The organism is Pseudomonas sp. nanlin1 (genome assembly GCF_045571515.1).
Classification (GTDB): Bacteria; Pseudomonadota; Gammaproteobacteria; order Pseudomonadales; family Pseudomonadaceae; genus Aquipseudomonas.
The window spans coordinates 444,083-464,084 of record NZ_CP124218.1 but is presented as its reverse complement, the minus strand read 5'-3'; the positions used below and the strand labels follow the sequence as shown (position 1 = coordinate 464,084).

The 20,002-nt window shown below is 61.0% G+C and carries 21 protein-coding genes and 1 pseudogene; 18 read left to right on the top strand and 4 right to left on the bottom strand.

Going from position 1 to position 20,002, the window contains the following annotated elements; translation table 11 throughout:
* Window positions 1–4: 4 nt before the first annotated feature.
* Window positions 5–226, bottom strand: a complete 222-nt coding sequence (rpmE, locus tag QCL65_RS02190) for a 50S ribosomal protein L31 (protein ID WP_407314445.1) — start codon at window positions 224–226, stop codon at window positions 5–7.
* Between the two features lie 165 nt (window positions 227–391).
* Between rpmE and QCL65_RS02185 the strand changes: the two genes are divergently transcribed.
* The 6 genes from QCL65_RS02185 (at window position 392) to QCL65_RS02160 (ending at window position 7,637) form a co-directional block, all read left to right on the top strand.
* Window positions 392–2,611 (top strand): primosomal protein N', encoded by a 2,220-nt coding sequence (locus QCL65_RS02185; RefSeq protein WP_407314443.1) that lies wholly within the window; start codon window positions 392–394, stop codon window positions 2,609–2,611.
* An 89-nt stretch (window positions 2,612–2,700) separates the two neighbouring features.
* On the top strand, window positions 2,701–4,437 hold the full coding sequence (gene argS, locus QCL65_RS02180; protein WP_407314441.1) for an arginine--tRNA ligase: 1,737 nt from the start codon (window positions 2,701–2,703) through the stop codon (window positions 4,435–4,437).
* 1 nt (window position 4,438) lies between these two features.
* Window positions 4,439–5,128 carry an SPOR domain-containing protein gene (locus QCL65_RS02175; protein ID WP_407314439.1) on the top strand — a complete coding sequence of 230 codons (690 nt, stop codon included), beginning with the start codon at window positions 4,439–4,441 and terminating at the stop codon, window positions 5,126–5,128.
* Window positions 5,129–5,248: 120 nt separating this feature from the next.
* Window positions 5,249–5,779, top strand: a complete 531-nt coding sequence (gene hslV / locus QCL65_RS02170; RefSeq protein ID WP_407314437.1) for an ATP-dependent protease subunit HslV — start codon at window positions 5,249–5,251, stop codon at window positions 5,777–5,779.
* 72 nt (window positions 5,780–5,851) lie between these two features.
* Window positions 5,852–7,186, top strand: coding sequence for an ATP-dependent protease ATPase subunit HslU (gene hslU / locus QCL65_RS02165; RefSeq protein WP_407314435.1), 1,335 nt, complete (start codon window positions 5,852–5,854; stop codon window positions 7,184–7,186).
* A 73-nt stretch (window positions 7,187–7,259) separates the two neighbouring features.
* Window positions 7,260–7,637: a gamma-butyrobetaine hydroxylase-like domain-containing protein gene (locus QCL65_RS02160; RefSeq protein WP_407314433.1), complete on the top strand. Its 378-nt coding sequence runs from the start codon at window positions 7,260–7,262 to the stop codon at window positions 7,635–7,637.
* Window positions 7,638–7,661: 24 nt separating this feature from the next.
* Here the strand turns inward: QCL65_RS02160 and QCL65_RS02155 are convergent, their stop codons facing one another.
* On the bottom strand, window positions 7,662–7,943 hold the full coding sequence (locus tag QCL65_RS02155) for a polyhydroxyalkanoic acid system family protein (RefSeq protein WP_407314431.1): 282 nt from the start codon (window positions 7,941–7,943) through the stop codon (window positions 7,662–7,664).
* 138 nt (window positions 7,944–8,081) lie between these two features.
* Here QCL65_RS02155 and ubiE point away from each other — a divergent pair, with 138 nt between their 5' ends.
* From ubiE to QCL65_RS02095, 12 genes and pseudogenes are all read left to right on the top strand, one after another.
* Window positions 8,082–8,852, top strand: coding sequence for a bifunctional demethylmenaquinone methyltransferase/2-methoxy-6-polyprenyl-1,4-benzoquinol methylase UbiE (ubiE, locus tag QCL65_RS02150; protein WP_407314429.1), 771 nt, complete (start codon window positions 8,082–8,084; stop codon window positions 8,850–8,852).
* Window positions 8,852–9,475: an SCP2 domain-containing protein gene (locus QCL65_RS02145; RefSeq protein ID WP_407314427.1), complete on the top strand. Its 624-nt coding sequence runs from the start codon at window positions 8,852–8,854 to the stop codon at window positions 9,473–9,475. The genes ubiE and QCL65_RS02145 overlap by 1 nt, the downstream gene beginning before the upstream one ends.
* Window positions 9,472–11,079, top strand: coding sequence for a ubiquinone biosynthesis regulatory protein kinase UbiB (gene ubiB / locus QCL65_RS02140; protein ID WP_407314425.1), 1,608 nt, complete (start codon window positions 9,472–9,474; stop codon window positions 11,077–11,079). The genes QCL65_RS02145 and ubiB overlap by 4 nt, the downstream gene beginning before the upstream one ends.
* 79 nt (window positions 11,080–11,158) lie before the next feature.
* Complete coding sequence (gene hisI, locus QCL65_RS02135) at window positions 11,159–11,560, top strand: phosphoribosyl-AMP cyclohydrolase (protein ID WP_407314423.1); 402 nt, start codon at window positions 11,159–11,161, stop codon at window positions 11,558–11,560.
* Window positions 11,553–11,885: a phosphoribosyl-ATP diphosphatase gene (locus tag QCL65_RS02130; protein WP_407314421.1), complete on the top strand. Its 333-nt coding sequence runs from the start codon at window positions 11,553–11,555 to the stop codon at window positions 11,883–11,885. Before hisI ends, QCL65_RS02130 begins: the two co-directional genes overlap by 8 nt.
* A 27-nt stretch (window positions 11,886–11,912) precedes the next feature.
* The gene (locus QCL65_RS02125) at window positions 11,913–12,173 is read left to right on the top strand and encodes a twin-arginine translocase TatA/TatE family subunit (RefSeq protein WP_407314419.1); all 261 of its coding nucleotides are present in this window, start codon (window positions 11,913–11,915) and stop codon (window positions 12,171–12,173) included.
* 3 nt (window positions 12,174–12,176) lie between these two features.
* A complete protein-coding gene (tatB, locus tag QCL65_RS02120; RefSeq protein ID WP_407314417.1) occupies window positions 12,177–12,656 on the top strand; it encodes a Sec-independent protein translocase protein TatB in 480 nt (159 codons plus the stop codon).
* Window positions 12,653–13,447, top strand: a complete 795-nt coding sequence (tatC, locus tag QCL65_RS02115) for a twin-arginine translocase subunit TatC (protein WP_407314415.1) — start codon at window positions 12,653–12,655, stop codon at window positions 13,445–13,447. The genes tatB and tatC overlap by 4 nt, the downstream gene beginning before the upstream one ends.
* Window positions 13,444–14,151, top strand: coding sequence for a 16S rRNA (uracil(1498)-N(3))-methyltransferase (locus QCL65_RS02110; protein WP_407314413.1), 708 nt, complete (start codon window positions 13,444–13,446; stop codon window positions 14,149–14,151). The genes tatC and QCL65_RS02110 overlap by 4 nt, the downstream gene beginning before the upstream one ends.
* A gap of 88 nt (window positions 14,152–14,239) precedes the next feature.
* Window positions 14,240–15,298: pseudogene (locus QCL65_RS02105) on the top strand (methyl-accepting chemotaxis protein); the annotation flags it as partial.
* A complete protein-coding gene (locus QCL65_RS02100; RefSeq protein ID WP_407316625.1) occupies window positions 15,284–16,156 on the top strand; it encodes a methyl-accepting chemotaxis protein in 873 nt (290 codons plus the stop codon). The pseudogene QCL65_RS02105 and the gene QCL65_RS02100, both read left to right, overlap by 15 nt.
* Before the next feature lie 162 nt (window positions 16,157–16,318).
* A complete protein-coding gene (locus QCL65_RS02095) occupies window positions 16,319–18,268 on the top strand; it encodes a methyl-accepting chemotaxis protein (RefSeq protein WP_407314411.1) in 1,950 nt (649 codons plus the stop codon).
* A gap of 36 nt (window positions 18,269–18,304) precedes the next feature.
* Here QCL65_RS02095 and QCL65_RS02090 read toward each other — a convergent pair whose 3' ends face one another.
* Both QCL65_RS02090 and QCL65_RS02085 read right to left on the bottom strand, forming a co-directional pair.
* Window positions 18,305–19,039 carry an amino acid ABC transporter ATP-binding protein gene (locus QCL65_RS02090; RefSeq protein ID WP_407314409.1) on the bottom strand — a complete coding sequence of 245 codons (735 nt, stop codon included), beginning with the start codon at window positions 19,037–19,039 and terminating at the stop codon, window positions 18,305–18,307.
* Window positions 19,032–19,994: an amino acid ABC transporter permease gene (locus QCL65_RS02085; RefSeq protein WP_407314407.1), complete on the bottom strand. Its 963-nt coding sequence runs from the start codon at window positions 19,992–19,994 to the stop codon at window positions 19,032–19,034. Before QCL65_RS02085 ends, QCL65_RS02090 begins: the two co-directional genes overlap by 8 nt.
* Window positions 19,995–20,002: the final 8 nt, after the last annotated feature.

The following is a 20,002-nucleotide window of genomic DNA, read 5'->3' as shown; positions in this document are numbered from 1 at the left end:
GCCATCACGCTTTTTTAGTAGCGCCGAAACCGCCGAAACGCTGCTTGAAGCGGTCAACACGGCCGCCAACGTCGAGGGTCTTCTGCTTACCGGTGTAGAACGGGTGGCATTCGGAGCACACGTCGAGGCTCAGTGGCTTGGCCAGAGTCGAACGGGTTTTGATGACATTGCCGCAGCTGCAGGTGGCGTCAATGGCTTCGTATACTGGATGGATATCTGCTTTCATGGTTACTTCCTCAGGCTGCGTGCCGCCACCCAACACCATTGTTGAATACCGCACGTAATTAGGCCGCGTATATTACCAGTCCTGTCTCGGGAATCAAGTTATCGCTGGACCGGCTGTCGTCTGCTAGGCTGAGCGCCCCTTTGTTCACCCCCGAGAAGCCATCGCGTGCCCGACGTCATTCTGCGCCTCGCCCTGCCCTCGCCGCTGCGACGCCTGTTTGACTACCGGGCGCCCAGCGGCCTGGTCGATACCGTGTTTACCCCGGGCATGCGCTTGCGCGTGCCGTTTGGGCGCCGAGAAATGATTGGCGTGCTGATCGAGGTGAGCGACCACAGCGAAGTACCGGCCGATAAGCTCAAGCCGGCTTTGGCCCTGCTCGACCCGGTCAGCCCGATCCCGGCCAGCCTGTTCAGGTTGTGCCTGTGGACCTCTCAGTATTACCAGCACAGCCTGGGCGACACCCTCAGTTGGGCACTGCCTGTGCTGCTGCGCCAGGGCGAACTGGCCGAAGCCCGCCAGGAGCGCTTCTGGCACGCGGCACCTACGGCCAGCCAGGACGACAAGCGTATTGCCCGGGCACCGAAACAACGCGAAGCGCTGGCCACCCTGGCGCAGCACCCCCACGGCGTGGCCCATGCCCTGCTCAGCAAGCTGCAATTGAGCAAAGACAGCCTCGACCTGTTGTTGGCCAAAGGCTTGGTGCACGTCGAGGTGCGCCGCCATGCCCAAGGCGCACGCCCGGAACATTGGCTGGCGCAGCCCGAATTGCCCCTCAACAGCGAGCAGCGTGCCGCGTTCGAAGCCATACGGGCAGGGTTCGGCAGTTTTCACGCCTCCTTGCTTGCCGGCGTAACAGGTAGCGGCAAGACCGAGGTCTACCTGCAATTGATCCGCGAGACCCTGGAAGCCGGAAAGCAGGCCCTGGTGCTGATCCCGGAGATCAACCTGGGCCCGCAAACCCTGGCGCGCTTCGAACAGCGCTTCAATGCCCGCATTGCCCTGCTGCACTCCGCCGTGAATGACCGTGAGCGCCTGGACGCCTGGCTGGCTGCGCGGGACGGCGAGGCCGATATCATTATCGGCACCCGTTCGGCGCTGTTCACCCCGATGAAAAACCCAGGTTTGATCATTATCGACGAGGAACACGACGGCTCTTATAAACAGCAAGAAGGCCTGCGCTACCACGCCCGCGACTTGGCCTTGGTGCGCGCGCGCCAAGACAACATCCCCATCGTGCTGGGCTCAGCCACGCCGTCCCTGGAGAGCCTGCACAACGCCTACACCGGTCGCTATGGCCTGCTGCGCATGGAGCACCGCGCCGGGGGGGCGAAGCAGCCCAAGTTTCTGCGCCTGGATGTGAAGAGTCGCCCATTGGACAGCGGCATCAGTGGCCCGATGCAGCAGGCCATTGGCCAAACCCTGGCCAAGGGCCAACAAGTGTTGGTGTTCCTCAACCGCCGCGGCTTCGCGCCGACCTTGCTGTGCCACGACTGCGGCTGGATGTCCGAATGCCCCCGCTGCGATGCCCGCACCACCGTGCACCAGCGCTCAGGCGAGCTGCGCTGCCATCATTGCGGCCATGTCGAGCGAGTGCCGCGCCAGTGCCCCAAGTGCGGCACCGTGGACCTACGCCCGGTAGGCGCCGGCACTGAACGCGCCGAGGAGCGCCTGGCCATTCTGTTTCCCGATTACCCCGTGCTACGGGTCGACCGTGACAGCACATCACGTAAGGACGCGATGAATCAGCTGTTCGCCACCATTCAACGTGGCCAGCCATGCATCCTCGTCGGCACGCAGATGCTCGCCAAAGGGCACCATTTTCCTCGGGTCACGCTGGTGTCCATTCTCGACGCTGACGGTGGGCTGTTCTCTGGCGATTTCCGCGCCAGCGAGCGCATGGCGCAACTGATCGTCCAAGTGGCCGGCCGCGCTGGGCGCGCCGAAGAGCCCGGCCGGGTGATCATTCAAAGCCACCTGGCGGACCACCCTTTGCTGGTGCAACTGACCGAACAAGGCTATTTCGCTTTCGCCGAGCAAGCCCTGAGCGAGCGCCGGGCGGCGGGCCTGCCACCCTTCGCCCATTTGGCGTTGCTGCGCGCCGAAGCGCATAAGCCGGGGCAGGCCGAAGCGTTTCTGGACGAAGCATGCAGCATTGCCGAAGGCCTGCTCGCGCAGTTACAAATCCGCGATATCGAACTGCTCGGCCCCGTCCCGGCCCCCATGGAACGCCGCGCCGGCCGCTATCGCGCGCAGTTGTTGCTGCAAGCGGTAGCGCGAACCCCGCTGCACCGGCTGCTGAACCTATGGATGCTACAGTTGGAGCAACTGCCCAGCGGGCGCCAAGTGCGCTGGGCGCTCGACGTAGATCCGATGGACCTGTATTGACGCCCTAAAAGGTTGGCAACAGCGCCCCACCACCGGATAATGCCCAGTTTTTCCACCCCGCCACCGCCTTGCGGTCGCCAGAGAAGATCATGAAAGACACCATTCGCCAGCTCATCCAACAAGCCCTGACCCATCTCGTCAAAGAAGGTGTCTTGCCTGAAGGGCTGACGCCAGCGATCCAGGTGGAAAACGCCCGGGACAAGACCCACGGCGACTTCGCCAGCAACATTGCGATGATGCTGGCCAAGCCGGCCGGGATGAAACCGCGGGACCTGGCCGAGAAAATCATTGCCGCGCTGCCGGCTGATGGGCAAATCAGCAAAACCGAAATCGCCGGGCCGGGCTTTCTGAATTTTTTCCAGAACACCCAGGCGTTGGCTGCACGCCTCGATACCGCCCTGGCCGACCCGCAGCTGGGCGTACGCAAAGCTGGTGCCGCGCAGCGTGTGGTGATCGACCTGTCGGCGCCCAACCTGGCCAAAGAAATGCACGTTGGCCACCTGCGTTCGACCATCATCGGCGACGGCGTGGCCAATGTCCTGAGCTACCTGGGCGACACCGTCATTCGGCAGAACCATGTCGGCGACTGGGGCACTCAGTTCGGCATGCTGCTGGCTTACCTGCAGGAAAAACCCACCACCAGCGATGAACTCTCCGACCTGGAAAACTTCTATCGCGCGGCCAAACAACGCTTCGATGAGTCGCCCGAGTTCGCCGAGCGTGCACGCGCCCTAGTAGTTGCGTTGCAGGCGGGCGACGCTGAATGCCTGGCCCTGTGGGAGCGCTTCAAGGACATCTCGCTGTCCCACTGCCAAGACGTCTACGAACGCTTGAACGTCAACCTGACCCCAGCCGACGTGATGGGCGAAAGCGCCTACAACGATGACCTGGCCAACGTCGTCGCCGACCTCAAGGCCTGCGGCCTGCTGGTAGAGAGCAACGGCGCGCAGTGTGTATTTCTGGAAGAATTCAAGACCGCCGAAGGCACGCCGCTGCCGGTGATCGTGCAAAAGGCCGGTGGCGGTTATCTCTACGCCACCACCGACCTCGCAGCGGTTCGCTACCGTAGCAACGTACTCAAAGCCGACCGTGCCTTGTACTTCGTCGACCAGCGCCAGGCCCTGCACTTCCAGCAGGTGTTCGAAGTGGCGCGCCGTGCAGGTTTTGTCAGCAACGGCATGCAGATGGAGCACATGGGCTTTGGCACCATGAACGGCGCCGATGGCCGCCCGTTCAAGACCCGCGATGGCGGCACCGTAAAACTGGCCGACTTGCTCGAAGAAGCCGAACAACGCGCCTATGCGTTGGTGAAAGAGAAAAACCCAGAAGCTGCCGAGGCCGACCTGCGCGTCATCGCCAAGGCCGTGGGCATCGGCGCGGTCAAGTACGCCGACTTGTCTAAGCACCGCACCAGTGACTACAGCTTCAACTTCGAGCAAATGCTCAACTTCGAAGGCAACACCGCGCCCTACCTGCTGTACGCCTACACCCGGGTGGCCGGTGTATTCCGCAAACTGGGTAAGGATTTCACCGCGGTCGAGGGGCAAATCACCCTAGAGGCGCCCCACGAGCTGGAACTGGCGGCACGCCTGGCGCAGTTCGGTGAAGTGTTGAACACCGTGGCCGAGAAAGGCACGCCGCACCTGCTATGCACCTACCTTTATGACATCGCCGGGCTGTTCTCCAGTTTTTATGAAAACTGCCCGATCCTCGCCGCCGAAAACCCGGCGCAGCAACAGAGCCGCTTGCGCCTGGCCGCACTGACCGGCCGCACTCTCAAGCAAGGTCTGCAGTTGTTAGGCCTGGAAACCCTGGAGCGAATGTAAGTTGGCCGCCAAGAAAAAACCTGCTCCCAAGCGTGGCGCCAGCCGCAATTCAGCCCCCGCCAAGGCACCTATTCCGGGCTGGGTGTGGCTGGCAATCGGCCTTACCGTGGGCGCCTTCATTGTTTTTCTGATGAAGCTGGAACCAGGTAACAACGACGTCAAGCGGGTTCGCCCAGAACAGCAAAAAGCCGCGAAAATAGCCGAGGCCAACAAGACGCCGCCTAGCCCTACGCAGCCAGTGAAGCCTAAATACGATTTCTATACCCTGCTGCCAGAGTCGGAAGTCATCGTGCCGCCTGAGGCCGTGCCGGAGAAAACCCCGCCAATACCCGCGCAGGCCCCGGTCACCCCTGCTGAAGCCGCAAAAATCGATACAGCCAGGGCACAGGCAGCACTGATGGGCGAGACACCACCGCCAGCGCCAGCCGTCGTGAAGCCGGCTGCGACCACGCAGTTCTTTCTGCAGGCCGGCTCCTTCCGCAAACAGGCCGACGCCGACAAAGTTCGGGCGCAGATCATCCTGCTCGGCCAGGCGGTGCAGGTGGAATCCGGTACGGTCAAAGAGGAAACCTGGTACCGCGTGCTGGTGGGGCCGTTCAGTAACCGCGACCAACTCACCACGGCGCAGAAGCAATTGGCTGGCAGCGGTTTTAGTAACCTTTTGTTGCAGCAGCGCCAGACCCGCCAATGATCCTGGGTCGGGGCTGCGGCCCCGACCGGGCACATTGCGTCAAAGGTTGAAATCCCTTTGCCCACCCCCATATGAGTTTCCATCAGGGCATTTTCGCCCCGCTGCGTGGAGACTCTCCCCTTGACCACCATCGTTTCAGTCCGCCGCCACGGTAAAGTCGTCATGGGCGGTGACGGCCAGGTTTCCCTCGGCAACACCGTGATGAAAGGCAATGCCAAAAAAGTGCGCCGGCTCTACCACGGCGAAGTCATCGCCGGGTTCGCGGGTGCCACCGCAGACGCCTTTACCCTATTCGAGCGCTTCGAAGCCCAACTGGAAAAGCACCAGGGCCACCTGGTACGTGCCGCCGTCGAGCTGGCTAAAGAATGGCGTACCGACCGCTCCCTCAGCCGTCTTGAAGCCATGCTGGCCGTTGCCAACAAAGACGCTTCCCTGATCATTACCGGCAACGGTGACGTGGTCGAGCCCGAAGACGGCTTGATCGCCATGGGTTCGGGTGGCGCCTACGCCCAGGCCGCGGCCCGTGCCCTGCTGATGAAAACCGACCTGACCGCGCGGGAAATCGCTGAAACAGCCCTGGGCATTGCCGGCGACATCTGTGTGTTCACCAACCATAACCTGACCATTGAGGAGCAAGACCTCGCCGAGTAGTCAGCTGTTTTGGCGCCCGTTGCTCCAGCGGGCTTTTCCACGCTGACCCCTTTTCAGAGGCCGAGACCGACCATGTCCATGACCCCCCGCGAAATCGTCCACGAACTCGACCGCCATATCATTGGCCAGGACGATGCCAAACGCGCTGTTGCCATTGCCTTGCGCAACCGCTGGCGGCGTATGCAACTGCCTGCCGAGCTGCGCGTCGAAGTGACCCCCAAAAACATCCTGATGATCGGCCCTACGGGCGTGGGTAAAACCGAGATTGCCCGCCGCCTGGCCAAGCTGGCCAACGCGCCGTTCATCAAGGTCGAAGCGACCAAGTTCACCGAAGTGGGCTACGTTGGGCGAGATGTCGAATCGATCATTCGCGACCTGGCCGACGCGGCCATCAAGCTGCTGCGCGAACAGGAAATCGTCAAAGTACAGCACCGCGCCGAAGATGCCGCCGAAGAGCGCATCCTCGATGCCCTGCTACCCCCTGCCCGCCCTGGCTTCAATGAAGACCCCTCGCCGGGCGACTCGAACACCCGCCAGCTGTTTCGCAAACGCCTGCGCGAAGGCCAGTTGGACGACAAAGACATCGAGATCGAAGTCGCCGACAACCCTGGCGTCGATATTTCTGCCCCCCCGGGCATGGAAGAAATGACCAGCCAGTTGCAAAACCTGTTTGCCAATATGGGTAAGGGTAAGCACAAGAGCCGTAAGCTCAAGGTCAAAGAAGCGTTGAAACTGGTGCGCGACGAAGAAGCCGGGCGCCTGGTCAACGAAGAGGAGCTCAAGGCCAAGGCCCTTGAGGCGGTGGAACAGCACGGTATCGTGTTCATCGACGAAATCGACAAAGTGGCCAAGCGCGGCAACGTGGGCGGTGCCGACGTGTCCCGCGAAGGCGTGCAACGCGACCTGCTGCCGCTGATCGAGGGCTGCACGGTCAATACCAAACTGGGCATGGTCAAGACCGACCATATCCTGTTCATCGCATCGGGCGCGTTCCACCTCAGCAAACCGAGCGATTTGGTGCCCGAGCTGCAGGGCCGCTTGCCGATCCGCGTCGAGTTGAAGGCGCTCACCCCGCAGGATTTCGAGCGGATTCTGAGCGAGCCGCACGCCTCGCTGACCGAGCAATACCGTGAACTGCTGAAGACCGAAGGCTTGAACATCGAGTTTCTGCCCGAAGGCATCAAGCGCCTCGCGGAAATCGCTTGGCAGGTCAACGAAAAAACCGAGAACATCGGTGCACGCCGCCTACACACCTTGCTCGAACGCCTGCTCGAAGAAGTCTCGTTCAGTGCCGGTGACTTGGCCGCAGCCCATGCCGAAGCACCGATTCGCATCGATGCCGAGTATGTGAACAGCCACCTGGGCGACCTGGCCGAGAACGAAGACCTTTCGCGGTATATTCTTTAAGCTTGGCGCTTCGCGCTATGAACCTGGCGCTGACCTGCGTCAGCACCAGGTTTGCCCTTCCAGGCAGAGCCCCATGACCAGAATCCCCACTGCAATCAATCTGCATAAGGCATCCAAAACCCTCAGCCTTACCTATGGGCCAGGCGAGGTTTATGAGCTGCCGGCTGAGTTTCTGCGGGTGCACTCCCCGTCAGCGGAGGTCCAGGGCCATGGCAAACCGATCCTCCAGGTCGGCAAACTGGGGGTCGGGCTTGCGAAAATAGAGCCGGCTGGCCAGTACGCGTTGAAGTTGACCTTCGACGACGGCCATGACAGCGGCTTGTTTACCTGGGAATACCTGTACCAACTGGCGACTCGACAAGAGGCACTTTGGCAGGATTACCTGGATGAACTGAAAACCGCTGGCAAATCTCGAGACCCGAGTGAGTCGGTGGTCCGTTTGATGCTTTAAATAGCGGTAGCGTGCTGAGGTTGGTTAGGCGCGCGCCAACGCTTTATCCAAGGCCTTCTCGATCTCGCCTTGGATGGTCCCGCTCATCATCGATAGCATCATGCCGAGCTTGAGCTCGATGCGGATGGAATCATCGTCGATCTGCACCGTGCCGTTGGCGCCGCTGCGTTTGACCACAATCGTGTCGCCATCCCATGTGGCCTGCACGTCATAGCGCTGTTCCAATTTTTCGACCACTTGCTGGGCTTTCTGCCGAGCGCCTTCGCGGCCAAGGTTATGTTTGCGCTCAACGCTGATCTGGGTCATGCAACCGCTCCTGAGGGGTATTTATCGGGCGCCTATAGTAGCGTGGATGCCCGCTCATTCCATCAGAGGGCAGCCTTGCCAAGACAAAGCGCACTGCCGGGATTAGAATGACCCGTAATTTTACCCGGTGACAGCGATATGAATGATCAGCGCAAAGGCAGCGATGCCGAACCCACCACGCATTTCGGCTACAAAAACGTACCGGAAAGCCAGAAAGCGGAAAAAGTCGCCGAGGTCTTCCACTCGGTCGCGGCCAAGTATGACTTGATGAACGACCTGCTCTCCGGCGGTATGCACCGCTTGTGGAAGCGTTTTGCAATCGAGTTGTCGGGCGTCCGCCCAGGCAACCGTGTGCTGGACATCGCTGGCGGTACGGGCGATCTCACGCGCAAATTTTCCCAATTGGTGGGCAGCACGGGCCACGTGGTACTCGCCGACATCAACGACTCGATGCTCAAAGTCGGCCGTGACCGCCTACTCGACCTGGGTGTCGCCGGCAACGTTGAGTTTGTCCAGGCCGACGCTGAAAAACTGCCGTTCCCCGACAACCACTTCGACTGCGTGACCATTGCCTTCGGCCTGCGCAACGTGACCCACAAAGAGGACGCCATCGCCTCCATGCTGCGGGTACTCAAGCCAGGTGGGCGTTTGCTGGTGCTGGAATTCTCCAAGCCGACCAACAAGCTGATGTCCAAAGCCTACGACGCCTACTCATTCGCCTTCATGCCGCTGATGGGCAAGCTGATCACCAACGACGCCGAGAGCTATCGCTACCTGGCCGAATCGATCCGCATGCACCCTGACCAAGAGACCCTCAAATCGATGATGGTCCAGGCCGGCTTTGACCGGGTCACTTATCACAACATGACCTCCGGCATCGTCGCGCTGCACCGAGGGATCAAACCCTGATGTTGCTCACCGGCCTGATTGCCAGCGTCGAACACGGCCTCAACCGGGTATTGCGCCTGGACGCTACCGCGTTGCCGCGCCTGGCCCACCTGGCCGGCAAAGTCATCGCGGTCGACTGCCGCCACCCCAGCCTACAACTGTTTATCATGCCCGGCGCCCATGGCTTGACCCTGGCCAGCCAGTGGGCCGTGACGCCCGATTGCACCCTGCGCGCCCCCGCAAGCCGGCTGGTTCAGTTGGCCCTGAGCAAGGACAAAACCGCGATTCTGCACAGCCCTGAAGTCGCGCTGGAAGGCGACAGCGCCGTGTTGCTAGACCTGGTCGCGGTGCTACAAGACCTCGAGCTGGACTGGGAGTATGAAGTGTCCCGTTGGCTAGGTCCGGTGGCCACGCAAATGCTCAGTGGGCACCTGCGCAGCCGCAGCGGCTGGACCCGCGCCGGCCTGGCCAGCGCACGGCAGAATCTGGCCGAGTACTTGAGCGAAGAAACGCGTACTCTGGTTGGCCTGCGCGAAGCCGAGGCGCACTTTGCCGAGCTCGACCACCTCAAGATCGATGTCGAACGCCTGGAGGCACGTATTGAGCGCCTCTCCCGATCCCTCAATTCCAGCGATAATGCATGAAGCTGCTTGCCATCCGCCGTCTGTTTCGCATCCAGCGCGTGGTGATCCGCTACCGCCTCGATGACCTGATGTTTGCGCTGCCGCTGCCGTGGTGGCTGAAGATCACCCGTTTCGCTATGCCGTGGCGCTGGCTGCCCCGCAGCCGCCAAGAACTGAACCGTGGCGCGCGCTTGCGTTTGGCCCTGCAAGACCTGGGGCCGATCTTCATCAAGTTCGGGCAAATCCTGTCGACCCGCCGCGACCTGTTGCCCAATGACATCGCCGACGAGTTGATGCTGCTGCAAGACCGCGTGCCGCCGTTCGACCCGAAGCAGGCCATGGCGTTGATCGAGTCGCAGTTGGGCAAGAAGATCACCGAGGTCTTCAGCCGCTTCGACGTCGAGCCGCTGGCCTCGGCTTCGGTAGCCCAAGTGCACTCGGCCAAACTCAAGAGCGGCGAAGAGGTGGTGGTCAAAGTCATCCGCCCGGGCCTCAAGCCGATCATCGGCCAGGACATCGCCTGGCTGTTCCTGCTGGCGCGCCAGGCCGAACGACTGTCCGCCGATGCACGCCTGCTGCACCCGGTCGCGGTGGTCAGCGACTACGAAAAAACCATTTACGACGAACTCGACCTGTTGCGCGAAGCGGCGAACTCCAGCCAGCTGCGACGCAACTTCGAGGGTTCGGATTTGCTCTACGTGCCCCAGGTCTACTGGGACTGGTGCCGGCCAAAGGTGCTGGTGATGGAGCGTATCTACGGCGTGCAGGTGACCGACCTGGCGACCCTGGCCGATCAGCGTACCGACATGAAGCTGCTGGCCGAGCGCGGAGTGGAGATTTTCTTCACCCAGGTGTTTCGTGACAGCTTTTTTCACGCTGACATGCACCCGGGTAATATTTTCGTCAGCACGGTGGCGCCCTGGAGCCCGAAATACATCGCCATCGACTGCGGTATCGTCGGTAGCCTGACCCCGGAAGACCAGGACTACCTGGCCCGTAACCTGTTTGCCTTCTTCAAGCGTGATTACCGCCGGGTGGCGCAGCTGCACATCGACTCCGGCTGGGTCCCTGCAGAAACCAAACTCAACGAATTCGAGGCGGCGATTCGCACGGTATGCGAGCCCATCTTCGAAAAACCGTTAAAAGATATTTCCTTCGGCCAGGTGTTGATGCGCCTGTTTCAGACCGCACGGCGCTTCAATATGGAAGTGCAACCGCAGTTGGTCTTGCTGCAAAAGACCCTCCTGAACATTGAAGGCTTGGGCCGTCAGCTGTACCCGGACCTCGATCTTTGGGCCACCGCACAGCCGTTTTTGGAGCGTTGGATGCGTGAGCGGATGAGCCCGAAAACGGTGCTGCTCAACGTTAAATCCCAGATAGAACAGCTGCCCCACCTGGCTAACATGACCCGTGATCTGCTCGAACGCATGTCGCAACCCCATGCCCGCGACCCCGCGCCGCCATGGGAGCGTGATGCCGACCATTGGGCCTTGCGCCTGCTCGGCGGCGCGCTGCTAACCGGTGGCACGGTGCTCGGCGTAACCGGTGCCGCGTACGACAGCCTCGAAGCTTGGCCCGCCTGGATCATGCTGGCAGCAGGTTTGTATCTGGTCGTTCGCCGATAGCCAGCCGCGCAACGGGCTGGCACACTAGGGCCCTCGCAGGAGTTCGCCGAGTTTTCGAACTCGGTAGTCGGAGTCGTAAATGAAAGACTGGCTGGACGAGATCAACTGGAACAGCGACGGCCTGGTACCGGCCATCGCCCAGGATCATAAAACCGGGCGCATCCTCATGATGGCCTGGATGAACCGTGAAGCGCTCAGCCTCACCGCCGCCGAGCAGCGTGCCATCTATTGGTCACGTTCACGTGGCAAACTGTGGCGCAAGGGCGAAGAATCCGGGCACATTCAGGTGTTGCACGAACTGCGCCTGGACTGCGACGCCGATGTGATCGTGCTTGCGGTCGAGCAGGTCGGCGACATCGCCTGCCATACCGGCCGCCAAAGCTGTTTCTATCGGGTTTACCAACAGGGCCAGTGGAACACCGTCGATCCTGTACTCAAAGACCCCAACGCGATTTACCACACGGCGCATTCCCATGAGTGACACCCTGACCCGCCTGGCCCAAGTGCTGGAAGAGCGCAAAGGCGCCGCTGCTGAAAGCTCCTACGTGGCCAGCCTGTACCACAAAGGCATCAACAAGATTCTGGAGAAGGTCGGCGAAGAGTCGGTCGAAACCATCATCGCGGCCAAGGACGCCGCCATCAGCGGCGACTGCCGCGATGTCATCAACGAGACCGCCGACCTGTGGTTCCATAGCCTGGTGATGCTCGCTGCACTGGGCGAGCATCCCCAGGCCGTTCTGGATGAACTGGACCGCCGCTTTGGTCTGTCCGGGCACGCTGAAAAAGCCGCCCGCCAGCCGTCCTGACGCTATTTATTAGAGGAGTGTTGCAGTATGGGTATTTTTGACTGGAAGCACTGGATCGTCATCCTCGTGGTGGTGGTGCTGGTGTTTGGCACCAAAAAACTGAAGAACCTGGGCACCGATGTCGGCGAATCGATCAAAGGCTTTCGCAAAGCCATGAACGACGATGAAAAACCCAGCGAGCCACCTGTACAGCCCGCCGCAACTCCGCAGCCTGGTTCGCCACTGAACCAGCCTCACACCCTCGACGGCCAGCATCAAAAAGTCGAAGAGCCCATCAGGAAAGACTGATAAATGTTCGGGATCAGCTTTAGTGAACTGATGCTTGTCGGCCTGATAGCCTTGCTGGTGCTAGGCCCCGAGCGCTTGCCCGGTGCTGCACGCACGGCCGGGCTATGGGTAGGCCGGCTAAAGCGCAGCTTCAACTCGATCAAGCAGGAAGTAGAGCGCGAGATCGGTGCCGATGACATTCGTCGGCAGCTGCACAACGAGCATATCGTGGCGATGGAGCAGGAAGCGCGCAAAATCCTCGGCCCGATGCCCTACGAAACACCTGCCGCCGCCGAGCCCGCGACCCATAGCCAGGTTGCGCCAGGCGCCCCTGGCGTAAACCCGCAACCTGCACCCAGCGTAGGGCCAGCCCCGGCACCTGCCCCGGCAAGGGCAGCCGCACCGCTGGCGGGCACCCCTGAGCACAGCGTTGTCAGCCCCGCCGTGGCGCCGGCCAGCACGCCGCCGACTAATGATCCGACACTGCCTCCGCGAGCCCCATGAGCAATATTCCGGAACATGACCAGCCAATGCCGCTGGTTTCGCACCTGACCGAATTGCGCACTCGCCTACTAAGGTGCGTCGCGGTGATTTTTCTGGTTTTCGCTGGGTTGTTCTCGTTTGCCCAGCAAATCTACACCTTGGTCTCGGCACCGCTGCGCGAGTATTTACCCGTCGGTGCGACGATGATCGCCACAGACGTGGCCTCGCCGTTCCTCACGCCGTTCAAGCTGACCATGATGGTCTCGCTGTTCCTCGCCATCCCGCTGATCCTGCATCAGATCTGGGGGTTTATCGCACCCGGGCTCTATAAGCATGAGAAGCGCGTAGCGATCCCGTTGCTCGTGTCGAGCATCTTCCTGTTCTATGCAGGTATGGCTTTTGCCTATTTCCTGGTCTTTCCGCTGGTCTTCAAATTCTTCGCCCATGCCACGCCCGAGGGCGTGACCATGGCCACGGACATCGCCAGTTACCTGGACTTCGTCATGACGCTGTTCTTCGCCTTTGGCGTAGCGTTCGAGATCCCGGTGGCCGTGGTGCTGTTGGTGTGGATCGGTGTGGTCAACGTGCAATACCTGCGCAAGATCCGCCCCTATGTGATCATCGGCTGCTTCGTGGTCGGCATGATCCTCACCCCGCCTGACATCTTCTCGCAAACCCTGCTAGCGGTGCCTATGTGGCTGCTGTTCGAGATCGGCATCCTGTTTGGCAGCCTGATCCGTAAACGCGGCGACCGCGAAGAAGATGCCGCTGAAGACGACAGCAACGACCAGCCCCCAGCGACCCAGGCGTGAACCTGCTACTGCTCGAAGCGGCGGACTACGTTGCCGCTGGCCAGGTCATGCTGCGCGGCCGACGCCTCAAGCACATGCTGGAGGTGCAACGCGTCGATGTAGGCGATACCTTGCGCGTTGGGCAGATCGATGGCTTGTTGGGTAGCGCAACGGTCGTCCAGCTCGACGCCGACCAAGCCGTGCTGAACATACAATTGGATCAACCCCCTCCCGCAAAATTGCCGCTGACGCTGGTCATGGCCCTGCCCCGGCCCAAGATGCTCAGAAGAGTATTTCAAACAATTTCAGCAATGGGCGTACCCCAGCTGATTTTGGTGAACAGCTACCGGGTTGAAAAAAGTTTCTGGCAAACGCCGTTTCTCGAGCCTCAGGCCATACGCGAGCAGTTGGTACTGGGTTTGGAGCAGGCACGCGATAGTGTGTTGCCCATCGTCAGCCTGGAAAAACGTTTGAAGCCGTTTGCCGAAGACACCTTGCCAGGCCTGGCGCGCGACACCTTGGGCTTGGTTGGCCACCCCGGCGAATATCCCGAGTGCCCGCGGGCCGTCACCCAGCCGGTGACTTTGGCCATCGGCCCGGAAGGCGGGTGGATACCCTACGAGATTGACCTGCTCGGCCAGGCAGGACTGCAGCCTGTGCAACTGGGCCCGCGTATTCTTCGGGTCGAAACCGCCGTCACGGCGCTGCTCGCGCGGCTATTCTGAAGCCAGGCGGCCCTTCAGTTTTTCCAACCGGGGCCGAATCCTAAAGATCAAGATAACAATTCTTATCGATCTGCTAAGGAGTAGCTTCATGTCCAGTGGGTTCTCGCGCCTTTTAGGCAACATGAGTGTCAACCTCAAGCTCGGGCTCGGCTTCAGCCTGGTGCTGTTGTTGACCCTGGTGATTACCGCGACCGGCTGGATCGCCTTGGGCAGCCTAATCGAGCGCGGTGACAAACTGGGCAGCATCTCCGACCTGGATGGGGAGGTTCGTGATTTACGCATCAACCGCCAGGCGTTCGAGATGAACCGTGGCACTGCCGGTGCCGATGCCGTGACCAAAACACTCAATGAGCTAGAGGCGCGCGTCAAAGAGGCCCAGGTCACCCTGGCCGGCTCCGGGGACAGCGAGCGTCTGGCCCAACAGGCCGAATCCATTGCCGAATACAAGCGCCAGTTTGCCGCGTCGATCCAGGCGTTGCAGATTCGTGAGGATGCCCGGAGCAAACTGGGCGCTACGGCCGATGGTGCCGTGCTGCTGGTCAATCAGGTCGAGAAAGCACTGCTCCAAGCCGGCGACATCACCCCCTACAACGCCGTGGTAGAGCAGAGCAAACTGATCCAGCAGGCGCGTTTCCAGGTGCGTGGCTACACCTACAGCGGCAAAGCTGATGCCGAAAAGCCAGCCCTGGACGCCATCGATATGGCCCTGGCCTCGCTGGCAGCACTGCCGGCCAAAGTGCCTGATGAATATACCGCCCCTCTCAAACAGGCCAGCCAGTCGCTTGAGGCGTACCGTGCGGCCGTCGCGCAGTTCAAAGAAGGTCAGAACCTCAGTGCCAAGGCCTTGGAAGTCATGAGCACCCAGGGCACTCGTATGCTGGAGCTGAGCGACCAGCTCAGTGACTCGCAAACCGAGAAACGCGACACCGACACCGCGAAAGCCAAATCAACTCTAGGCATTGCTGCCGCGCTGGCAATGATCTTCGGCATTTTGGCGGCTTGGGTGATCACCCGGCAGATCGTTGGCCCCTTGAGGGAAACCCTGGTGGTGGTGGACCGCGTGGCTTCGGGTGATCTCAGCCAGAACCTGTCCATTGACCGCCGCGACGAGCTGGGCCAACTGCAACAGAGCATGCAGCGCATGACCGTGAACCTGCGTGGCCTGATCGGTGGAATTAGCGATGGCGTGACGCAGATCGCCAGTGCCGCCGAGGAACTCTCGGCCGTGACCGAGCAGACCAGCGCGGGCGTCAATGCGCAGAAGGTCGAGACCGATCAGGTCGCCACGGCAATGAACGAAATGGCAGCTACCGTCCAGGAAGTGGCACGTAATGCTGAGGAAGCCTCGGAGGCCGCGCTCGTCGCCGATCAGCAGGCTCGCGAGGGCGATGCCGTGGTTAATGAAGCCATCGCCCAGATCGAGCGCTTAGCCGCCGAGGTGGTCAACTCCAGCGATGCCATGGGCCATTTGAAGCAGGAAAGTGACAAGATCGGCGGCGTGCTGGATGTGATCAAGTCGGTAGCCCAACAAACCAACCTACTGGCCCTCAACGCTGCCATCGAGGCCGCGCGGGCGGGCGAGGCCGGGCGTGGATTTGCCGTGGTGGCCGACGAAGTCCGCAGCCTGGCGCAACGCACCCAGCAATCGACCGAAGAAATCGAAACCCTGATTGCCGCGCTGCAAAACGGCACGCAGAAAGTGACCAGTGTCATGGATAGCAGCCGTTCACTCACCGACAGCAGCGTCGCCCTGACCCGCAAAGCCGGTGGCTCCCTGGCCAATATCACCCGAACCGTGTCCACCATTCAGTCCATGAACCAGCAGATCGCAGCAGCGGCAGAACAACAAAGTGCGGTGGCCGAGGAAATCAATCGCAGCGTCATCAACGTACGGGATATCTCCGAGCAGACCTCAGCCGCCAGTGAAGAAACCGCCAGTTCCAGCGTTGAGCTGGCGCGGTTGGGTACCCATTTGCAAAATTTGGTGGGCAAATTCCGCGTCTGACGGGGGCAAGCAACGCCAGGCGTGGCGGGGCCCCTGGCGATTTGAACGAATTTTCAGAAATTTCCTACGACAGATTCAGGTCCAGTGATCCGGGTTCCAGCCGATGGGCGTAACGTGGCGCAAAGCCACGTTCCTGCCATTCGAACACGCTGGAGGTTCACAATGTTTCAATCCATGACTCGCTCTATTGGCAACTTGAGTGTCGGTCTCAAGTTGGGGGCTGGCTTCGCTCTAGTATTGGTACTGACATTACTGACCACGTTGTCGGGCTGGCTGGCGCTGAACAACGCCATCGATCGCTCGGAGATGCTCACCGAGATCGCGCAAATCAACGACGCAGCTAAAGACCTGCGAGCCGAGCGCATCACTTACCGCGTAATGGCCGATGAACAGAGTCGACGCAATGTCGAGTCAAGCCTCAAGGTCCTCAACCAATCCATGGAAGATGTACGGCGCCGGGCAACCTCCGTCGAGGCGTTGAACGTCCTTAACGAAAAAGCCGAGGTGGTGCGCGCGTTCGAACTGAATTTTCAGGCACTGGGGGATGTGGTGACACGTCGCGAAACCCAGCGCCAGGCCCTGCTCGAGCAGCAAGAGGCTGCCATCGCGGGCATCGATAACACGGAGCGTGAGCTGTTGCTGGCCACCCAGGACGGCGACCGTAGCCGTGATCCACTCTTCAAGCAGCTCGCGGATATCCGCCGCTTGATCAACATCAGCATTGCCCAGATTTTGATACCGGCCTACTCGTACGCTGACCTGAATGACTACAAAAGCATTAGCCAACGCGCGGCTGAGAACCTCAACGCCGGCCTGGAAAAAACCGTCACTTTGCTCAGCCAGGATCTGCAAGTCTCGGCCGACCAGGCCCGTGCCATGGACGAGAATGTCGGCCAGCTCACCGCCACCCTCAGCTCGTTTACCAGCCTGGCCATTGAAGCCGCCACCGTGCAAAACCGCCTTGAGGGCCTGGGTAATGATTTACGCGGAGCGAGCCGCGATTTGAGCGACCAGCACATTGCCATGCGGGACCTTGAAGCCTTGGAAGCCCGTAGTGTTCTAACCGGCGTCGCGTTACTAGCCATGCTGTTCGGCGCCTTCGCCGCGTGGGCGATTACTCGCCAGATCACTCAGCCGCTCAAGTACACGCTGCAGATGGCGGGCTGCATCGCCGATGGCGACTTGAGCAATGACCATCCCGTAGGCCGCCGAGACGAAATGGGCCAGTTGCAAAACAGCATGCAGCAGATGACCGTCAGTTTGCGCGGCTTGATCGGCGGTATCGGTCAGGGTGTCACACAACTCTCTGGCGCAGCGCAGCAATTGTCTACTGTGACCGGCCAGACCAGCCGGGGGGTGGCCAGCCAGCGCGAAGAAACCGACCAGGTGGCCACCGCGATGAACCAGATGGCCGCCACTGTGCAGGAAGTGGCCCACAACGCCGAGCGCGCCTCGATTGCGGCCACCCAAGCCGATGAGCAGGCACGTGAAGGCGAGCGCGTAGTGGGCGAGGCCATTGCGCAGATCGAACAACTGGCGGTCGAGGTGGGCCATTCCATCACCGCCATGGATGGCTTGACCAAAGAGAGCGGGCGGATCGGCAGCGTGCTGGACGTTATCAAGTCGGTGTCCCAACAAACCAACCTGCTGGCCCTCAATGCCGCCATCGAAGCGGCCCGAGCCGGTGAAGCAGGCCGCGGCTTTGCGGTGGTGGCCGATGAAGTCAGAGGCCTGGCACAACGCACCCAGCAATCGACCGAAGAAATCGAAGAGCTCATCGCCGGGCTGCAACAAGGCACAGCACAGGTGGCCTCGATTCTGGACAATAGCCGGCACCTGACCGACAACAGCGTTCAGTTAAGCCGGGCCGCTGGGGTGGCGCTGCAAAACATTACTGAGACGGTGTCGAGCATCCAAAGCATGAACCAGCAAATCGCCGCCGCCAGTGAGCAGCAGAGCGCGGTGGCCGAGGAGATCAACCGCAGCGTACTCAATGTGCGCGATGTCTCTGAACAAACAGCGTCGGCCAGCCAGGAAACCGCAGCCTCAAGCCAAGAGCTGGCGCGCCTGGGCAGCGAACTCAAAGGCATGGTGGGGCAGTTCAGGGTGTAAGAGGCCAGGGCCCGAGCCCGACCTCCTTGTCGAGGGTCACAGGACTTGGCGTAAGAACGCCTGGGCGCGAGGGTCTTGCGGGGTGTTGAAGAACTCGCTCGGCGGCGCGTCTTCGAGCAAACGGCCGTGGTCGAAAAACAGCACCCGGTCGGCGACTTCCCGGGCGAAGCCCATCTCATGGGTCACGCAGACCATGGTCATGCCCTCGCGGGCCAGGGCCTGCATGACGTCCAGCACCTCGCCGACCATTTCGGGGTCCAAAGCCGAGGTGGGCTCATCGAACAACATCACCTTGGGGTCCATCGCCAACGCGCGGGCGATGGCCACCCGTTGCTGCTGCCCACCGGAAAGCCGCGAGGGGTAGGCGTCGGCTTTTTCGCCAATACCGACTTTCTCCAGCAAAGCGCGCGCCTTGGCCTCACGCTCAGGCTTGCTGCGCTTGCGCACCACCTTCTGCGCCAGGCAAAGGTTTTCCAGGACGGTCATGTGCGGGAACAGGTTGAAGTGCTGAAAGACCATGCCCACTTCGCGCCGGTAGGCATCGATATGGGTCTTGGGGTCGTCCAGGCGCAGCCCATCGATGCTGACGCTGCCTTGATCGAAGGCTTCCAGGCCGTTGAGGCAACGCAGAAAAGTCGACTTGCCCGAGCCCGAAGGCCCCAGCACCACCAGCACTTCGCCTCGGCTGACGTGGGTACTGACGTTATCCACAGCACGCACGATCTGCCCACGGGTGTTAAAGGTTTTCAGCAGGTCACGAACCTCAATCACTTTGCGCGAGCCTCCGTTCTAGCCGGCTAGCGATGTGCGACAGCGGCAGGTTGATCAGCAAATACAGGCCGGCCACGCAAAACCAGATCTCAAAGGTCGAGAACGAGGTGGTAATGGCTTCACGGCCGCTTTTGGTCAGCTCGGTAATGGCGATCACCGACACCAACGAAGTGTCCTTGACCAAGCTGATGAACTGCCCGGCCAGCGGCGGTAACACGCGTTTGAGCGCTTGCGGTAAGACCACATGGCGCATCGACTGGGCGCTGCTCAGGCCCAGGGAGCGCGCCGCCTCGCCCTGCCCACGGGCAATGGACTGCACCCCAGAGCGGACGATCTCGGCAACGTAGGCCCCCGTAAACAGGGCCAGCGCTGCCACCCCAGCGAACTCACGGGAAAAATTCAGTACCGTGCCGATGAAAAAATAAAAGATGAATATTTGCACCAGCAGCGGCGTGCCGCGCACCAGTTCGACATACACCGTCGATAAATGCCGCAAGGTGGGGTTCGCCGACAGGCGGCACAGCCCCGCCAACAAGCCGAGCACCAAGCCGGCGATGCCGCTCACCACCGACAGCCAAAGGGTTGTCCATAAACCCCAGGCGATAGGCCCAGCGGCCCAGTGCCGAGTCACACCGACGAGGTCGCCTTCAGCCACATCGTCGCCCTGCTGCAAGGTGACGCTGTCACTGGCCACTTGCAGAGATTGCTCGTTACCGTCTTCATCCAGCAGCAGCACACGGGTGTGTTCACCCTGCACCTCGATCGCCTGCACACTGCCATAACCGTCGGCCCGCTGGGGTGACTCCGCCTGGTACACGAAGTACTGCGGCACCCTGCTCCACTGCCACTCGTAAGCGATACGCGAAGTTGCCAGGTAAAGGCTGGCCGCCAAACCGATCAAGACCAGTGCAGTCAGGCCATGCCATGGCCATTGGGCTTTAGAATGTTTGATCACGGTCGAAG

What these genes read in the sequence shown, in the direction of transcription:
- rpmE (WP_407314445.1), bottom strand. Translation starts at nt 226, where the DNA reads ATGAAAGCAGATATCCATCCAGTATACGAAGCCATTGACGCCACCTGC.
- argS (WP_407314441.1), top strand. Translation starts at nt 2,701, where the DNA reads ATGAAAGACACCATTCGCCAGCTCATCCAACAAGCCCTGACCCATCTC.
- hslU (WP_407314435.1), top strand. Translation starts at nt 5,852, where the DNA reads ATGTCCATGACCCCCCGCGAAATCGTCCACGAACTCGACCGCCATATC.
- QCL65_RS02160 (WP_407314433.1), top strand. Translation starts at nt 7,260, where the DNA reads ATGACCAGAATCCCCACTGCAATCAATCTGCATAAGGCATCCAAAACC.
- QCL65_RS02155 (WP_407314431.1), bottom strand. Translation starts at nt 7,943, where the DNA reads ATGACCCAGATCAGCGTTGAGCGCAAACATAACCTTGGCCGCGAAGGC.
- ubiE (WP_407314429.1), top strand. Translation starts at nt 8,082, where the DNA reads ATGAATGATCAGCGCAAAGGCAGCGATGCCGAACCCACCACGCATTTC.
- QCL65_RS02145 (WP_407314427.1), top strand. Translation starts at nt 8,852, where the DNA reads ATGTTGCTCACCGGCCTGATTGCCAGCGTCGAACACGGCCTCAACCGG.
- ubiB (WP_407314425.1), top strand. Translation starts at nt 9,472, where the DNA reads ATGAAGCTGCTTGCCATCCGCCGTCTGTTTCGCATCCAGCGCGTGGTG.
- hisI (WP_407314423.1), top strand. Translation starts at nt 11,159, where the DNA reads ATGAAAGACTGGCTGGACGAGATCAACTGGAACAGCGACGGCCTGGTA.
- QCL65_RS02130 (WP_407314421.1), top strand. Translation starts at nt 11,553, where the DNA reads ATGAGTGACACCCTGACCCGCCTGGCCCAAGTGCTGGAAGAGCGCAAA.
- QCL65_RS02125 (WP_407314419.1), top strand. Translation starts at nt 11,913, where the DNA reads ATGGGTATTTTTGACTGGAAGCACTGGATCGTCATCCTCGTGGTGGTG.
- tatB (WP_407314417.1), top strand. Translation starts at nt 12,177, where the DNA reads ATGTTCGGGATCAGCTTTAGTGAACTGATGCTTGTCGGCCTGATAGCC.
- tatC (WP_407314415.1), top strand. Translation starts at nt 12,653, where the DNA reads ATGAGCAATATTCCGGAACATGACCAGCCAATGCCGCTGGTTTCGCAC.
- QCL65_RS02100 (WP_407316625.1), top strand. Translation starts at nt 15,284, where the DNA reads ATGCAGCGCATGACCGTGAACCTGCGTGGCCTGATCGGTGGAATTAGC.
- QCL65_RS02095 (WP_407314411.1), top strand. Translation starts at nt 16,319, where the DNA reads ATGTTTCAATCCATGACTCGCTCTATTGGCAACTTGAGTGTCGGTCTC.